Origin of the sequence: Salmonella sp. K21076, from assembly GCF_039650795.1 — a bacterium.
In the GTDB taxonomy this organism is placed as follows: Bacteria; Pseudomonadota; Gammaproteobacteria; order Enterobacterales; family Enterobacteriaceae; genus Salmonella; species Salmonella enterica.
The window spans coordinates 1-16782 of record NZ_JBCLYA010000037.1 but is presented as its reverse complement, the minus strand read 5'-3'; the positions used below and the strand labels follow the sequence as shown (position 1 = coordinate 16782).

Annotated in this window: 12 protein-coding genes, 1 tRNA gene, 2 rRNA genes and 3 pseudogenes; 15 read left to right on the top strand and 3 right to left on the bottom strand. The window is 51.2% G+C overall.

Translation table 11 applies throughout. The features are described from left to right. Positions 1-50 precede the first annotated feature (50 nt). The 15 genes and pseudogenes from msrP to AAYN39_RS10690 all read left to right on the top strand — a co-directional run bounded on the left by msrP (position 51) and on the right by AAYN39_RS10690 (position 15464). Entirely contained in the window at positions 51-1055 is a 1005-nt protein-coding gene (gene msrP / locus AAYN39_RS10760; protein WP_000723876.1) for a protein-methionine-sulfoxide reductase catalytic subunit MsrP, read from the top strand. Then, on the top strand, positions 1056-1655 hold the full coding sequence (gene msrQ, locus AAYN39_RS10755) for a protein-methionine-sulfoxide reductase heme-binding subunit MsrQ (protein WP_001241496.1): 600 nt from the start codon (positions 1056-1058) through the stop codon (positions 1653-1655). It abuts the gene before it with no gap. Positions 1656-2048: 393 nt separating this feature from the next. After that, entirely contained in the window at positions 2049-2519 is a 471-nt protein-coding gene (gene accB / locus AAYN39_RS10750; RefSeq protein WP_000354626.1) for an acetyl-CoA carboxylase biotin carboxyl carrier protein, read from the top strand. Positions 2520-2529: 10 nt separating this feature from the next. Beyond that, positions 2530-3879 (top strand): acetyl-CoA carboxylase biotin carboxylase subunit, encoded by a 1350-nt coding sequence (gene accC, locus AAYN39_RS10745; protein ID WP_000884627.1) that lies wholly within the window; start codon positions 2530-2532, stop codon positions 3877-3879. Positions 3880-3987: 108 nt separating this feature from the next. Further along, positions 3988-4230 (top strand): YhdT family protein, encoded by a 243-nt coding sequence (locus tag AAYN39_RS10740; protein WP_000340020.1) that lies wholly within the window; start codon positions 3988-3990, stop codon positions 4228-4230. Next, positions 4220-5671 carry a sodium/pantothenate symporter gene (gene panF / locus AAYN39_RS10735; RefSeq protein ID WP_001175744.1) on the top strand — a complete coding sequence of 484 codons (1452 nt, stop codon included), beginning with the start codon at positions 4220-4222 and terminating at the stop codon, positions 5669-5671. The genes AAYN39_RS10740 and panF overlap by 11 nt, the downstream gene beginning before the upstream one ends. Before the next feature lie 11 nt (positions 5672-5682). Further along, the gene (gene prmA / locus AAYN39_RS10730) at positions 5683-6564 is read left to right on the top strand and encodes a 50S ribosomal protein L11 methyltransferase (protein ID WP_001145849.1); all 882 of its coding nucleotides are present in this window, start codon (positions 5683-5685) and stop codon (positions 6562-6564) included. A 659-nt stretch (positions 6565-7223) separates the two neighbouring features. After that, positions 7224-8189, top strand: coding sequence for a tRNA dihydrouridine synthase DusB (dusB, locus tag AAYN39_RS10725; RefSeq protein WP_001219664.1), 966 nt, complete (start codon positions 7224-7226; stop codon positions 8187-8189). Between the two features lie 25 nt (positions 8190-8214). Then, positions 8215-8511 carry a DNA-binding transcriptional regulator Fis gene (gene fis, locus AAYN39_RS10720; RefSeq protein WP_000462905.1) on the top strand — a complete coding sequence of 99 codons (297 nt, stop codon included), beginning with the start codon at positions 8215-8217 and terminating at the stop codon, positions 8509-8511. A gap of 85 nt (positions 8512-8596) precedes the next feature. Next, entirely contained in the window at positions 8597-9481 is an 885-nt protein-coding gene (gene yhdJ, locus AAYN39_RS10715) for an adenine-specific DNA-methyltransferase (RefSeq protein WP_000642611.1), read from the top strand. An 82-nt stretch (positions 9482-9563) separates the two neighbouring features. Continuing rightward, the gene (locus AAYN39_RS10710; protein ID WP_000620015.1) at positions 9564-9728 is read left to right on the top strand and encodes a DUF2556 family protein; all 165 of its coding nucleotides are present in this window, start codon (positions 9564-9566) and stop codon (positions 9726-9728) included. A gap of 150 nt (positions 9729-9878) precedes the next feature. Next, positions 9879-11453 (top strand): annotated as a pseudogene (locus tag AAYN39_RS10705) (MHYT domain-containing protein); the annotation flags it as partial. A gap of 1 nt (position 11454) precedes the next feature. Next, a pseudogene (locus AAYN39_RS10700) lies at positions 11455-11880 on the top strand (efflux RND transporter periplasmic adaptor subunit); the annotation flags it as partial. A gap of 11 nt (positions 11881-11891) precedes the next feature. Beyond that, positions 11892-15006 (top strand): annotated as a pseudogene (locus tag AAYN39_RS10695) (efflux RND transporter permease subunit). A gap of 236 nt (positions 15007-15242) precedes the next feature. Then, complete coding sequence (locus AAYN39_RS10690; RefSeq protein WP_000825645.1) at positions 15243-15464, top strand: membrane protein; 222 nt, start codon at positions 15243-15245, stop codon at positions 15462-15464. A gap of 827 nt (positions 15465-16291) precedes the next feature. Here the strand turns inward: AAYN39_RS10690 and rrf (AAYN39_RS10685) are convergent. The 3 genes from rrf (AAYN39_RS10685) to rrf (AAYN39_RS10675) form a co-directional block, all read right to left on the bottom strand. Beyond that, positions 16292-16407, bottom strand: a 5S ribosomal RNA gene (rrf, locus tag AAYN39_RS10685). A 39-nt stretch (positions 16408-16446) separates the two neighbouring features. Next, a tRNA-Thr gene (locus AAYN39_RS10680) sits at positions 16447-16522 on the bottom strand. 150 nt (positions 16523-16672) lie between these two features. Further along, a 5S ribosomal RNA gene (gene rrf / locus AAYN39_RS10675) occupies positions 16673-16782 on the bottom strand; the annotation flags it as partial.

Here is a 16782-nt window from a genome sequence, read left to right as displayed (position 1 = left end):
TATTATATTCACTACACGCCATGTTGTGGTGGGTAGACCGGGAGTCTGTGATGAAAAAGATACGTCCATTAACAGAAGCCGATGTGACTGCGGAATCGGCTTTTTTTATGCAGCGCCGACAGGTGCTAAAAGCATTAGGCATCAGCGCGGCCGCCTTATCCTTACCCTCAACGGCGCAGGCCGATCTCTTCAGTTGGTTTAAAGGCAACGATCGTCCGAAAGCGCCTGCCGGTAAACCGCTTGAGTTTAGTCAGCCTGCCGCCTGGCGAAGCGATTTAGCGTTAACGCCGGAAGATAAGGTGACGGGCTACAACAATTTCTATGAGTTTGGCCTTGATAAAGCCGACCCGGCGGCCAATGCCGGAAGTCTGAAAACCGAACCGTGGACGTTGAAAATCAGCGGGGAAGTCGCGAAACCATTTACGCTGGATTACGACGATTTAACACATCGTTTTCCATTAGAAGAGCGTATCTATCGAATGCGCTGCGTCGAAGCGTGGTCCATGGTCGTGCCGTGGATTGGTTTCCCTTTATATAAGCTACTCGCGCAGGCACAGCCCACCAGCCACGCTAAATATGTGGCATTCGAAACACTATACGCGCCGGATGATATGCCAGGACAGAAAGATCGCTTTATTGGCGGCGGACTGAAATACCCTTATGTCGAAGGGCTACGTCTGGACGAAGCCATGCATCCGCTGACGCTGATGACCGTTGGCGTCTATGGTAAAGCGTTACCCCCGCAAAACGGCGCGCCCATTCGCCTCATCGTTCCATGGAAGTATGGTTTTAAAGGTATTAAATCTATTGTTAGCATTAAACTCACCCGCGAACGTCCGCCAACCACCTGGAATTTGTCGGCTCCCAACGAATATGGTTTTTATGCCAATGTGAACCCGCATGTGGATCATCCACGCTGGTCTCAGGCTACCGAACGCTTTATTGGTTCAGGCGGTATCCTTGATGTGCAAAGGCAGCCGACGCTGCTGTTTAACGGCTACGCCAATGAAGTCGCTTCGCTGTATCGCGGTCTCAATTTGCGGGAGAATTTTTAAGTGCGTCTGACAGTAAAACAGATAACCTGGCTAAAAGTTTGTCTGCATCTTGCCGGTTTTTTGCCGCTTCTGTGGCTCTTTTGGGCGATAAATCACGGTGGACTCAGCGCAGACCCGGTAAAGGATATCCAACACTTTACCGGTAGAACCGCGCTCAAATTTTTGCTCGCCACCTTGCTGGTTTCACCGCTGGCGCGCTACGCTAAACAGCCATTATTGATACGCACACGCCGCCTGTTAGGATTATGGTGTTTCGTTTGGGCGACACTGCATTTAACCAGCTATGCCTTGCTGGAACTGGGGATACATAACCTGGCGCTGTTAGGAAGCGAGTTGATTTCACGCCCTTATTTGACGCTTGGGATCATTAGCTGGCTGGTGTTATTGGCGCTGACGTTGACCTCAACGCAATTTGCGCAGCGTAAATTGGGCAAACGCTGGCAAACACTGCATAACGTCGTCTATCTTGTCGCGATCCTGGCTCCCATACATTACCTGTGGTCGGTAAAGATTTTATCACCGCAACCGGTCATCTACGCGGCATTAGCGTTAGCCCTTTTAGCGTTGCGTTACCGGAAGTTTCGCCAGTGGTGGCGCTAGTTTGGTGAACTGTGCGGTCGATTGCAAAACGCAAAACAGGTAATGTCCTTTTTATGTTTCGGGTTGATTATCTTCCCTGATAAGACCAGTATTTAGCTGCCAATTGCGACGAAATAGTTATAATGTGCGACTTTACATTCCCCAACGGCGATTTTCGTTCGCAGATAAGGGTGACAATCGTGCAATGAAGGTATATTTTGTTTTTTGCCCGAAAATGGCAGAAGATAGCCACACAATGACTGGCAAATCATGAATTTCACCTTCGGGTGCTACGGCATAACAGGCAAATCAAAGATGCGCGGTATTTTACCCGCGGCAGTCATTCACATGCTTTACAGACGGCGCTAAAACGCCTGTCACAATCACACTAAACAAAGAGTACGGAACCCACTCATGGATATTCGTAAGATTAAAAAACTGATCGAGCTGGTTGAAGAATCAGGTATCTCCGAACTGGAAATTTCTGAAGGCGAAGAATCTGTTCGCATCAGCCGCACAACGGCAAACGCCGGTTTCCCGGTGATGCAGCAGGCTTATGCGGCGCCGATGATGCAGCAACCCGCTCTGTCTAACGCTGTCGCGCCAGCGGCTACTCCAGCAATGGAAGCGCCTGCCGCAGCGGAAATCAGTGGTCACATCGTACGCTCCCCAATGGTTGGTACTTTCTACCGCACCCCAAGCCCGGACGCGAAAGCGTTCATCGAAGTGGGCCAGAAAGTGAACGTGGGCGATACCCTGTGCATCGTTGAAGCCATGAAAATGATGAACCAGATCGAAGCAGACAAAGCAGGCACTGTGAAAGCGATTCTGGTCGAAAGTGGTCAACCGGTAGAATTTGACGAGCCACTGGTCGTCATCGAGTAACGAGGCGAACATGTTGGATAAAATTGTCATCGCCAACCGCGGCGAGATCGCACTACGTATTCTTCGAGCCTGTAAAGAACTCGGCATCAAGACCGTCGCTGTGCACTCAAGCGCGGATCGCGATTTAAAACACGTATTGCTGGCGGATGAGACGGTCTGTATTGGCCCGGCACCGTCCGTAAAAAGTTATCTGAACATCCCGGCTATCATTAGCGCCGCTGAAATCACCGGCGCGGTGGCAATCCACCCGGGTTACGGCTTCCTTTCTGAGAACGCCAATTTTGCCGAGCAGGTTGAACGCTCCGGCTTTATCTTTATCGGCCCGAAAGCGGACACCATCCGCCTGATGGGCGATAAAGTGTCCGCGATTACCGCGATGAAAAAAGCGGGCGTGCCGACCGTACCAGGATCTGACGGCCCACTGGGCGACGATATGAATGCGAACCGCGCTCATGCCAAACGTATTGGCTATCCGGTGATCATCAAAGCGTCCGGCGGCGGCGGCGGCCGCGGTATGCGCGTGGTTCGTAGCGATGCTGAACTGGCGCAGTCCATCTCCATGACTAAAGCGGAAGCGAAAGCAGCTTTCAGCAACGACATGGTATACATGGAAAAATACCTGGAAAATCCACGCCACATCGAAATTCAGGTGCTGGCGGACGGCCAGGGCAACGCTATCTATCTGGCGGAACGCGACTGCTCCATGCAGCGTCGCCACCAGAAAGTGGTTGAAGAAGCCCCGGCGCCAGGCATTACGCCGGAACTGCGTCGCTATATCGGCGAACGCTGCGCGAAAGCGTGCGTAGACATCGGCTATCGCGGCGCAGGAACGTTCGAATTCCTGTTCGAAAACGGCGAGTTCTATTTCATCGAAATGAACACCCGTATTCAGGTTGAACACCCGGTAACTGAAATGATTACCGGCGTCGATTTGATCAAAGAGCAGTTGCGCATCGCGGCGGGTCAGCCACTGTCGATCACACAGGACGAAGTTGTCGTTCGAGGCCATGCGGTAGAATGCCGTATCAATGCCGAAGATCCGAACACCTTCCTGCCAAGCCCTGGCAAAATCACGCGCTTCCATGCGCCTGGCGGCTTTGGCGTTCGCTGGGAATCTCATATCTACGCGGGCTACACGGTGCCGCCGTACTATGATTCCATGATCGGCAAACTCATCTGCTACGGTGAAAACCGCGACGTGGCGATTGCCCGTATGAAAAATGCCCTGCAGGAACTGATTATCGATGGTATCAAAACCAATATCGATCTGCAGACCCGCATCATGAATGACGAGCACTTCCAGCACGGTGGAACCAACATCCACTATCTGGAGAAAAAACTCGGTCTTCAGGAAAAGTAATCGCACGTTAATCTCAAAAGGCCGGTGAATCCGGCCTTTTTTATTTCTGGGGATAGCGATGCCCCATCATGTACAATTCCCGCTTTCTTCACCCATAAGGGACAAAAAATGGACGCTCGTTTTGTTCAGGCCCATAAAGAGGCGCGCTGGGCGCTGTGGCTGACCCTTTGCTATCTGGCGGCATGGTTAGTGGCTGCTTACTTATCTGGAGACTCGCCGGGAATTACCGGTCTGCCGCACTGGTTCGAGATGGCCTGCTTATTGACGCCGCTGGTCTTTATTTTGCTGTGCTGGGCGATGGTGAAATTCATTTATCGCGATATTCCGCTGGAGGATGACGATGCAGCTTGAGGTCATTCTACCGCTGGTAGCCTATCTGGTCGTGGTCTTCGGGGTCTCGATTTACGCTATGCGCAAGCGTACCGCCGGCACCTTTTTAAACGAGTATTTTCTTGGCAGTCGTTCGATGGGCGGGATCGTGCTCGCGATGACGCTGACCGCCACCTATATTAGCGCCAGTTCATTTATCGGCGGTCCCGGCGCGGCTTATAAATATGGTCTGGGCTGGGTCTTGCTGGCGATGATCCAGCTTCCCGCCGTCTGGCTTTCACTGGGTATTCTGGGTAAAAAATTCGCTATCCTGGCGCGTCGCTATAATGCCGTCACGCTTAACGATATGCTATTCGCTCGTTACCAAAGCCGCCTGCTGGTGTGGTTAGCAAGCCTGAGTTTATTGGTCGCGTTTATTGGCGCAATGACCGTACAATTTATCGGCGGCGCGCGACTACTGGAAACCGCGGCGGGAATTCCCTACGAAACCGGCCTGCTAATATTTGGCGTCAGTATCGCACTCTATACGGCGTTTGGCGGCTTTCGCGCCAGCGTACTTAACGATACGCTACAGGGCCTGGTGATGCTGGTCGGCACGATAGTGCTGCTGGTGGGCGTGGTGCATGCGGCGGGCGGTTTACATCAGGCCGTTGACACGCTGCACGCTCTCGACCCCAAACTGGTAACGCCGCAGGGCGCCGATGACATACTTTCTCCCGCTTTTATGACCTCTTTTTGGGTACTGGTCTGTTTTGGCGTGATTGGCCTGCCGCATACGGCAGTGCGCTGCATTTCTTATAAAGACAGTAAAGCGGTACACCGGGGCATTATTATCGGTACGATTGTCGTGGCGATTTTAATGTTCGGGATGCACCTTGCCGGCGCGCTGGGTCGCGCGGTGCTTCCGGATCTGACGGTGCCGGATCTGGTGATCCCAACGCTAATGGTGAAAGTTTTGCCGCCGTTTGCCGCCGGGATCTTCCTTGCTGCGCCAATGGCGGCGATCATGTCAACAATTAACGCCCAACTGCTGCAAAGTTCCGCGACGATCATTAAAGATCTCTATCTCAACCTGCGTCCCGATCAGATGCAAAATGAGATCCGGCTGAAGCGTATGTCGGCAGCGATTACATTACTGTTAGGCGCGCTGTTGCTGCTGGCCGCGTGGAAACCGCCAGAGATGATCATTTGGCTCAACCTGCTGGCGTTTGGCGGCCTGGAAGCGGTGTTCTTATGGCCGCTGGTACTGGGCCTTTACTGGGAGCGGGCAAACGCGGCAGGCGCGTTAAGCGCCATGATCGTGGGCGGCGTGCTATATGCCCTGCTTGCCACATTTAATATTCAGTACCTGGGCTTTCATCCGATTGTGCCCGCGTTACTGTTAAGTTTATTGGCTTTTCTGATCGGAAACCGATTCGGCTCTTCCGCTTCGCAAGCCACCGTATTGTCTACTGATAAATAAAGAGTTTTGCCATGCCATGGATCCAATTGAAACTGAATACCACCGGCGCGAATGCTGAAGAGCTAAGTGATGCGCTGATGGAAGCGGGCGCCGTTTCCATTACCTTTCAGGATACACACGATACGCCGGTTTTTGAGCCGTTGCCGGGCGAAACCCGTCTGTGGGGCGATACCGATGTGATCGGTCTGTTCGACGCCGAAACAGACATGAAAGACGTTGTCGCGATTCTGGAGCAACATCCACTGCTGGGTGCCGGATTTGCCCATAAAATCGAACAACTGGAAGATAAAGACTGGGAACGCGAATGGATGGATAATTTCCATCCGATGCGTTTTGGCGAGCGTCTGTGGATTTGTCCCAGCTGGCGTGACATTCCGGACGAGAATGCCGTCAACGTGATGCTCGACCCGGGACTGGCGTTCGGTACGGGTACGCACCCCACCACCTCTTTATGTCTGCAATGGCTGGACGGGCTCGATCTCAACGGCAAAACCGTGATCGACTTTGGCTGCGGTTCAGGCATTCTGGCGATTGCCGCGCTGAAGCTGGGAGCGGCAAAGGCGATTGGTATTGATATCGATCCGCAAGCTATTCAGGCCAGTCGCGATAATGCCGAACGTAACGGCGTGTCTGACCGGCTGGAGCTGTACCTGCCGAAAGACCAGCCAGAAGCCATGAAAGCCGACGTGGTCGTCGCTAACATCCTGGCAGGCCCATTACGCGAACTGGCCCCGTTAATCAGCGTACTGCCCGTTGAGGGCGGTCTGCTGGGGCTTTCAGGTATTCTCGCCAGCCAGGCGGAAAGCGTCTGTGATGCTTACGCCGAGCTTTTCACTCTCGACCCGGTCGTCGAAAAAGAAGAGTGGTGCCGCATTACTGGCCGTAAGAAATAATTCTTGTCAGCGTGGTCGCCCGGCCACGCTTTTCTCCACACAACTGCCTTAACGCCTTTCAGGCACCGAGACATCATTAAATTCATCAAATGAATGCCTGAAATAACTTCTTTGTCACTATCCGTCTGGATAAACAGCTGCTACCAGCGGACAAACGTACTGGCGCTTCAACGGCCCGCAGCCATCGCCCTCGTACTTAGTAAATGCTGTCCGGGTTGTTCTGCAGCATCCGCTAACGCTCTTTTTAGCGCAGCTGGAAAAATTTATGCGTGCCGTTCATGAACACAAAAGCGCATCTGTGCACCCCTTCCGACTGGCAATGGAGAAAAATCACGCGCAGCGGGAAGTGATCTTGTCCTGAAACGAGACGGCGATCCCATTCATTTGGGGTAATTAGCTTATAAAAAAAGCAGATTATTCCGCTTATCTTGTTTCTGGTCGAAGAAATAGAGAGAAGTTACGGGAATTTGTAAGCGCGTACAAAACCGCCGACAATAAATAACCCTATGATTTTACTGAATTATAAATTTATTTTGCTGTTTTTAAGCACGATTCATTGATCTACAACAGTGGATTGTTCAAAGTTTGGCCTTTCATCTCGTGCAAAAAATGCGTAATATACGCCGCCTTGCAGTCACAGTATGGTCATTTCTTAACTCATGCGCATCGGACAATATCAGCTCAGAAATCGCCTGATCGCAGCGCCCATGGCTGGCATTACTGACAGACCTTTCCGGACGCTGTGCTATGAGATGGGAGCAGGATTGACAGTATCCGAGATGATGTCTTCTAACCCGCAAGTGTGGGAAAGCGATAAATCTCGTTTACGGATGGTGCACGTTGATGAGCCAGGAATTCGCACGGTGCAAATTGCCGGTAGCGACCCTGTTGAGATGGCCGATGCCGCACGTATTAACGTGGAAAGCGGCGCCCAGATTATTGATATCAATATGGGGTGCCCGGCGAAGAAAGTGAATCGTAAGCTGGCAGGTTCAGCCCTCTTGCAGTACCCGGATTTAGTGAAGTCTATACTCATCGGGGTCGTAAACGCGGTGGACGTTCCTGTGACTCTCAAGATTCGCACCGGCTGGGCGCCGGAACACCGTAACTGCGTAGAGATTGCCCAACTGGCTGAAGATTGTGGTATTCAGGCCCTGACCATCCATGGCCGCACCCGCGCCTGTTTGTTCAACGGAGAAGCTGAATACGACAGTATTCGGGCAGTTAAGCAGAAAGTTTCCATTCCGATTATCGCGAATGGCGACATTACTAACCCGCATAAAGCCAGAGCTGTTCTCGACTATACAGGGGCGGATGCCCTGATGATAGGCCGCGCAGCTCAGGGAAGACCCTGGATCTTTCGGGAAATCCAGCATTATCTGGACACTGGGGAGCTGCTTCCGCCGCTGCCGCTGGCAGAGGTAAAGCGCTTGCTTTGCACGCATGTTCGGGAACTGCATGACTTTTACGGTCAGGCAAAAGGGTACCGAATCGCGCGTAAACACGTCTCCTGGTATCTCCAGGAACACGCTCCAGACGACCAGTTTCGGCGCACATTCAACGCTATTGAGGACGCCAGCGAACAGCTGGAGGCGTTGGAGGCATACTTCGAAAATTTTGCGTAAACAGAAATAAAGAGCTGACAGAACTATGTTCGAACAACGCGTAAATTCTGACGTACTGACCGTTTCTACCGTTAACTCTCAGGATCAGGTAACCCAAAAACCCCTGCGTGACTCGGTTAAACAGGCACTGAAGAACTATTTTGCTCAACTGAATGGTCAGGACGTTAATGACCTGTATGAGCTGGTACTGGCTGAAGTAGAACAGCCCCTGTTGGACATGGTGATGCAATACACCCGTGGTAACCAGACCCGTGCTGCTCTGATGATGGGCATCAACCGTGGTACGCTGCGTAAAAAATTAAAAAAATACGGCATGAACTAATTTCGATTAGCTAACTGCTTGTTTAAAAAGGCGCTACTCGGCATGGGGAAGCGCCTTTTTTATACGCATTACATGGAATTTGGTCATGAAAGCGGAATGTGAACCTCAGTACTTTGGCGATGAATCGAAGAAGATTATTCACGGTGACGCGCTAACAGAACTTAAAAAACTGCCTTCTGAAAGCATTGACTTAATTTTTGCCGATCCGCCTTACAATATCGGAAAAGATTTCGACGGTATGGTGGAATCCTGGGACGAAGCGTCTTTTCTGGCCTGGCTGTATGAATGCATTGACGAGTGCCACCGCGTACTGAAGAAACACGGCACCATGTACATCATGAATAGCACAGAAAATATGCCGTATATCGATCTCAAATGCCGAACGCTTTTTACCATCAAAAGCCGTATCGTCTGGTCCTATGATAGTTCCGGGGTGCAGGCGAAAAAATACTTTGGTTCTATGTATGAACCGATCCTGATGATGGTAAAAAACCCGAAAAGCTATACCTTTAACCGTGACGCGATTCTGGTCGAGACCACTACGGGCGCTAAGCGCGCGCTAATCGATTATCGAAAAAACCCGCCCCAACCATACAATCAGAAAAAAGTGCCGGGCAACGTCTGGTCATTTCCTCGCGTACGTTATCTGATGGATGAATATGAAAACCATCCTACGCAAAAGCCCAGCGCGCTGTTAAAACGGATCATACTGGCCTCTTCTAACCCGAGCGATACCGTATTGGACCCTTTCGCGGGCAGTTTCACCACAGGCGCTGTCGCAGCGGCGTCAGGTCGTAAGTTTATCGGTATTGAACTCAATAATGAGTACGTAAAAATGGGGCTCAGAAGATTGAGCGTCACTTCGCATTATTCAGAAAATGAACTTGCAAAAGTCAAAAAGAGAAAAACACAAAACCTGTCCAAAAAGCAGCGAAATGTCGGGATAAACGCGCTATCTTCAGAGAAGTAAAAGCATTGTAAGTCCGCTTTTCAGCGTCAAAATTTCATGTATATTCCCAGCACGCATGGGCATGAATACACAGGATTTGACGATGATACGTAAGTATTGGTGGCTGGTTGTTTTTGCCGTCTCCGTTTTTCTTTTTGATGCGCTTTTGATGCAATGGATCGAATTGATGGCGACTGAACAGGATAAGTGCCGAAACATGGATTCGGTTAACCCTCTTAAATTGATCAATTGTACCGATCTGGAGTAGCGAATCGGGCGATTTAACCTATGATTATTTATCACCCGGATTTCTTTTATCCCTTATAAAAACAGGGAATTAAAACACGTTGAGGATAAAAGAAGGGGTGATACTGTCTCGTCCTGTTCTTTTCCTGCATAACCAATGAGCTAATGATACATGCCGGTTAGTGAGTACAACCACATCCTTGTGGCGGTTTCATTTGCTGTCGCTATTTTTGCGTCCTATACCGCATTAAATATGGCCGGACGCGTAGCCGGAAGCGCCCGATCAAACGCCAGAATATGGCTAATGGGCGGCGGCTTCGCGCTGGGCGTCGGTATTTGGGAGATGCATTTTGTCGGGATGCTGGCGATGGATCACGCGATGAACATGCGCTTCGATCCGTTCCTCACCGGCCTCTCCATGCTGATCGCGATCGGCTCCTCCCTGTTTGCGCTATGGCTGGTTAGCGCTGAAAAACTGCGCCTGCGCCGTTTACTGCCGGGCGCGCTGGTGATGGGACTGGGCATCAGCGCAATGCATTATACCGGGATGGCGGCGCTGCAATTTGCTTCCATTATCGTTTGGAATAGCGCGTGGGTTGCCCTCTCTATCATTATCGCGCTACTGGCGTCCTGCGGCGCGCTGTGGCTCACGTTCCGCCTGCGTAATGAGGGAACAGATGTCGCCCTGAGGCGAGCAGGCGCCGCGGTATTAATGGGGATAGCTATCGCCGGCATGCATTACGCCGGCATGAAGGCCGCACACTTTCCCCAAAACTGGCCGATGGAACATCGTGGCGTCGATAGCAACTGGCTGGCTGTTCTTGTCAGCGTGGTCGCGCTGACTATCCTGGGTATTACTCTGCTGGTTTCTTTATTTGACGCCCGGCTTCAGGCCCGTACCGCACTACTTGCCTCTTCGCTGGCGCAGGCGAACCAGGAACTGGCGCAGTTGGCGCTGCATGATACGCTCACCCGTTTACCAAACCGGGTACTCCTTGAGGATCGTCTGGAACAGGCCATCAGCAAAGCGAATCGGGAAAGCACGTCTTTCGCGCTACTGTTTATGGATCTGGATGGCTTTAAAGCCGTTAATGACGCTTATGGTCATGATATTGGCGATAAGCTACTGGTGGCGGTCACGCATCGTCTGAACCAACCGCTGAGCGGGCAGTTTACCCTGGCGCGGATTGGCGGCGACGAATTTGTGCTGCTTGCGGAAGTCAGCGCGCCTGACGAAGCGGCTTCCCTTGCCAGCGCGCTGGTACATTCGATAGATGCGCCCTTTACGATAGATCCGTACGAACTGGTTGTCACCCTTAGCGTGGGAATAGCGCTCTATCCGCTGGACGGAAAAAACGAACGGGAACTGATGTTCAACGCCGATGCCGCGATGTACCACACGAAGCATACGGGGCGTAACGGATACCATTTCTTTCAGCCATCAATGAATATGCTGGCGCAAACCCAACTTCAGCTAATGAATGACCTGTGGCTGGCGCTGGAAAGACAAGAGCTCAGGCTGGTGTATCAGCCTAAATTTCAGGCTCCTGCCGGCCCCATTGTAGGATTTGAGGCCCTGTTGCGCTGGTATCATCCAAAACAAGGCGTACTGAATCCTGACCAGTTTTTACCGCTGGCGGAAAAAACGGGTCTTATCGTCACTATCGGTAGCTGGGTGATAGACGAGGCGTGTCGACAGCTCCGCGAGTGGCACTTACAGGGATACGCCTTATGGTCAGTGGCGGTAACTGGTAATGGAAAATGGTCAGGTCTACCCGATTAAAGGCACGCTGCAATTTTCCGACGTTACCGTAGATGAAAGCACCGGCTCTATCACGCTCAGGGCGGTGTTCCCTAACCCGCAACACAGTCTGCTTCCCGGTATGTTTGTTCGCGCCCGCATCGATGAAGGCGTCCAGCCCAATGCCATCCTTGTCCCCCAGCAGGGCGTGACCCGCACGCCGCGCGGCGACGCAATGGTGATGGTGGTTAACGATAAAAGTCAGGTCGAAGCCCGCAATGTCGTGGCGACGCAGGCTATTGGCGATAAATGGCTCATCAGCGAAGGGTTAAAACCGGGCGATAAGGTCATCGTCAGCGGCTTACAAAAAGCGCGACCGGGCGTCCAGGTGAAAGCCACTACCGATGCTCCTGCAGCGAAAACGGCGCAATAAGGTAACCGTACATGGCAAACTTTTTTATTAGACGTCCTATTTTCGCCTGGGTTCTGGCCATTATCCTGATGATGGCTGGCGCACTGGCAATAATGCAACTTCCCGTTGCGCAGTATCCAACCATTGCGCCGCCAGCGGTTTCTATTTCTGCAACCTATCCTGGCGCGGATGCGCAGACGGTACAGGATACGGTTACTCAGGTTATCGAACAAAATATGAACGGTATCGATAACCTGATGTATATGTCCTCTACCAGCGACTCTGCTGGTAGCGTGACCATCACTCTGACCTTCCAGTCCGGAACCGATCCGGATATCGCGCAGGTTCAGGTGCAAAATAAATTGCAGCTCGCCACGCCTTTACTGCCGCAAGAAGTCCAGCAGCAGGGGATTAGCGTTGAAAAATCCAGCAGCAGCTTTTTGATGGTCGCCGGGTTCGTCTCGGATAATCCGAACACTACCCAGGACGACATCTCTGACTATGTCGCCTCTAACATTAAGGATTCTATCAGCCGTCTGAACGGCGTGGGCGACGTTCAGCTATTTGGCGCACAGTACGCCATGCGTATCTGGCTGGATGCGAATCTGCTAAATAAATACCAGCTCACGCCAGTTGACGTCATCAACCAGTTAAAAGTACAGAACGACCAGATTGCGGCAGGCCAACTGGGCGGTACGCCAGCATTACCGGGCCAGCAGCTTAACGCCTCAATCATCGCCCAAACGCGTCTGAAAGATCCGGAAGAGTTCGGCAAAGTTACGTTGCGCGTCAATACCGACGGCTCTGTCGTCCATCTCAAAGATGTCGCGCGTATTGAGCTTGGCGGTGAAAACTATAACGTTGTAGCGCGCATTAACGGTAAACCGGCCTCCGGTCTCGGTATTAAACTGGCGACCGGCGCTAACGCGCTGGATACCGCAACCGCAATCAAAGCGAAACTGGCGGAACTGCAGCCTTTCTTCCCTCAGGGAATGAAGGTGGTTTATCCTTATGACACTACGCCCTTCGTAAAAATATCTATCCACGAAGTGGTAAAAACGCTATTTGAAGCGATTATTCTGGTGTTCCTGGTAATGTATCTGTTCTTACAGAATATCCGGGCAACCCTGATTCCTACCATCGCTGTTCCTGTCGTGTTGCTAGGCACTTTTGCGGTACTCGCCGCCTTTGGCTATTCCATCAATACCCTGACGATGTTCGGCATGGTACTGGCGATAGGGCTGCTGGTTGACGGTGCGATAGTGGTCGTAGAAAACGTTGAACGTGTAATGATGGAGGATAACCTTTCTCCCAGAGAGGCGACGGAAAAATCCATGTCGCAGATCCAGGGAGCGCTGGTCGGTATCGCGATGGTACTGTCTGCGGTATTTATCCCGATGGCCTTTTTTGGCGGCTCGACCGGGGCAATTTATCGCCAGTTCTCTATTACTATTGTTTCAGCAATGGCGCTATCCGTTCTGGTTGCGTTGATTCTGACGCCAGCGCTATGCGCTACGCTGCTTAAACCCGTATCTGCTGAACATCACGAGAAAAAAAGCGGCTTCTTTGGCTGGTTCAATACCAGGTTTGACCACAGCGTTAACCACTATACTAACAGCGTAAGCGGTATCGTGCGTAATACGGGTCGCTATCTCATTATCTATCTACTTATTGTAGTCGGAATGGCGGTTCTGTTTTTACGCCTCCCGACCTCCTTCCTGCCGGAAGAAGATCAGGGGGTATTCCTGACTATGATTCAGCTCCCCTCTGGCGCTACGCAAGAACGTACGCAGAAAGTGCTGGATCAAGTCACTCATTACTACCTGAATAATGAAAAAGCGAACGTCGAAAGCGTGTTTACCGTAAACGGCTTTAGCTTTAGCGGTCAGGGACAAAACTCAGGGATGGCATTTGTCAGCCTTAAACCCTGGGAAGAGCGTAACGGTGAAGAAAATAGCGTCGAAGCCGTTATCGCCAGAGCGACACGCGCCTTTAGCCAGATTCGCGACGGGTTGGTGTTCCCCTTCAACATGCCGGCAATTGTCGAGTTAGGTACCGCGACAGGTTTCGACTTCGAACTGATTGATCAGGGAGGACTCGGTCATGATGCGTTAACAAAAGCGCGTAATCAACTCCTGGGTATGGTCGCGAAGCATCCTGATCTATTAGTGCGCGTACGCCCGAACGGGCTGGAAGACACGCCACAGTTCAAGCTGGATGTCGATCAAGAAAAAGCACAGGCGCTCGGCGTTTCGCTGTCTGATATCAACGAAACCATCTCCGCGGCGTTGGGCGGCTATTACGTTAACGACTTTATCGATCGCGGACGAGTGAAAAAAGTATACGTTCAGGCTGACGCTCAGTTCCGTATGCTGCCGGAAGATATCAACAATCTTTATGTACGCAGCGCCAATGGCGAGATGGTGCCCTTCTCTACCTTTAGCTCAGCACGGTGGATTTATGGTTCGCCACGCCTGGAACGCTATAACGGGATGCCGTCAATGGAACTGCTCGGTGAAGCAGCGCCCGGACGAAGTACCGGTGAAGCCATGTCGTTAATGGAAAACCTGGCTTCACAGCTGCCAAACGGTATTGGCTATGACTGGACAGGTATGTCGTATCAGGAACGGTTGTCAGGTAACCAGGCGCCGGCGCTGTACGCAATCTCACTCATTGTCGTTTTCCTCTGCCTTGCCGCTCTGTATGAAAGCTGGTCAATTCCGTTCTCGGTAATGCTGGTCGTACCGCTCCGGCGTGGTTGGCGCTCTGCTTGCAGCGTCATTGCGCGGCCTGAATAATGACGTTTACTTCCAGGTTGGCTTGTTAACCACTATTGGCCTTTCTGCTAAAAACGCCATCCTGATTGTTGAGTTCGCCAAAGATCTCATGGAAAAAGAAGGACGTGGATTGATTGAAGCGACGCTGGAAGCATCCCGTATGCGTTTACGTCCTATTCTAATGACCTCGCTGGCCTTTATTCTCGGGGTAATGCCGTTAGTTATCAGTCGTGGCGCAGGTAGTGGGGCACAGAACGCAGTAGGCACAGGGGTTATGGGGGGAATGTTAACCGCAACCTTATTAGCTATCTTCTTCGTGCCAGTATTCTTCGTTGTTGTAAAACGCCGATTTAATCGCCATCATGATTAACCAGTAAACAGAGGCGTCTTCGGACGCCTTTTAAACGGTACGTCTTTATCTCCGCTATTCCCCCCTCTCCGCTTACCTCTGCATTCTCCATAGTTTTTACAATTCACATGAATTGAGATGATTCCTCATGTCAGCCATTTTTTCTGTGGTGGTAAAATAACTCTCGTTTTCACAGCGGTTAGAGCCAGCATTTACGTTGCTGTACTTTGCGAAACGCTGATTAATGAGGTAACACCATGAAAAGACTAATTCCAGTTGCATTGCTTACCACCTTATTGGCAGGTTGTGCACATGATTCTCCCTGCGTACCGGTTTATGACGATCAAGGGCGGCTGGTTCATACCAATACATGTATGAAAGGTACAACGCAGGATAACTGGGAGACAGCAGGCGCTATCGCTGGCGGCGCTGCGGCGGTAGCAGGGTTGACGATGGGTATCATTGCGCTTTCTAAATGATACATGCAGGCGCGGCAATGCCGCGCTTTCAGTAATAATATAAAGGTCGTAAGGATACTCAGCGACGTAATCTATTCAGCCTATCCCCGAAAGTTAACACGATAAAACGCTCTCTTTTCTTACTCGCCCATCCCGATGGTATTTATTCTATTCCTTGTCCGATGCAGACAAAATTGTAGCTTGATAGCATCGTAAGCCGCATTACAAACAGGCTTTATACAGTAAGACTTAGAGCGTGGTCATTAGGCGTAATTATTACAGACAGTCTGGATATAAACCGGAACATACACGTAATACATGAGGATTTTGAGCACTGTCCCAGGGCCAAACTGGCAAATAAAATAGCCTAATGGGCCAGATTCTTAGTCCTCAGCGAATATCTCTATTGCTTATTAGAGGCGTAAGTAAAAGCCGTTTGTACATCTACTTCAGCACGGTTCACATTCGATGGTTCAGGCGGATATATGGCGGGAAATCACGTTTACTAAAACGGTTTTTATCCACTCTACGAAGATGTTATATACCCAAAATAATTCGAGTTGCTTAAAGGCGGCAAGGGAGTGAGTCCCCAGGAGCATAGATAACTATGTGACTGGGGTGAGCGACAAATCTGCCGGGAGCAGATTTAAACGTCGCGTGCGACGGCCCGTCAGGGCGAGGCCCATGAATGGGCCGAGTAATCCGTAGCCAACACATAAGCGACTTGAAGTATGAAAGGTATAAACCAAATATAAAACGCGTCGGCGTCATTATCCGATAACTTTTTCCATAGAGAGATAAATGCAAAAAGGCCCAATCTTTCGATTGGGCCTTTTGCTTTATTTGATGTCTGGCAGTTCCCTACTCTCGCATGGGGAGACCCCACACTACCATCGGCGCTACGGCGTTTCACTTCTGAGTTCGGCATGGGGTCAGGTGGGACCACCGCGCTACTGCCGCCAGACAAATTCTTTTTCAAATGCCGAACTTTAACCGTATTAAGTGGTGCTGATACCCAGAGTCGAACTGGGGACCTCACCCTTACCAAGGGTGCGCTCTACCAACTGAGCCATATCAGCACACTAAATTTGATGCCTGGCAGTTTATGAATCACTTCGTGATTCACCCTTCGGGCCGTTGCTTCGCAACGTTCAAAAGATTCGCTTTTGTCCTACTCTCTGTCGAGTAGTGAACTGCCCCGAAAGTTAATGCCATACTTCTAATTTGATGCCTGGCAGTTCCCTACTCTCGCATGGGGAGACCCCACACTACCATCGGCGCTACGGCGTTTCACTTCTGAGTTCGGCATGGGGTCAGGTGGGACCACCGCGCTAGTGCC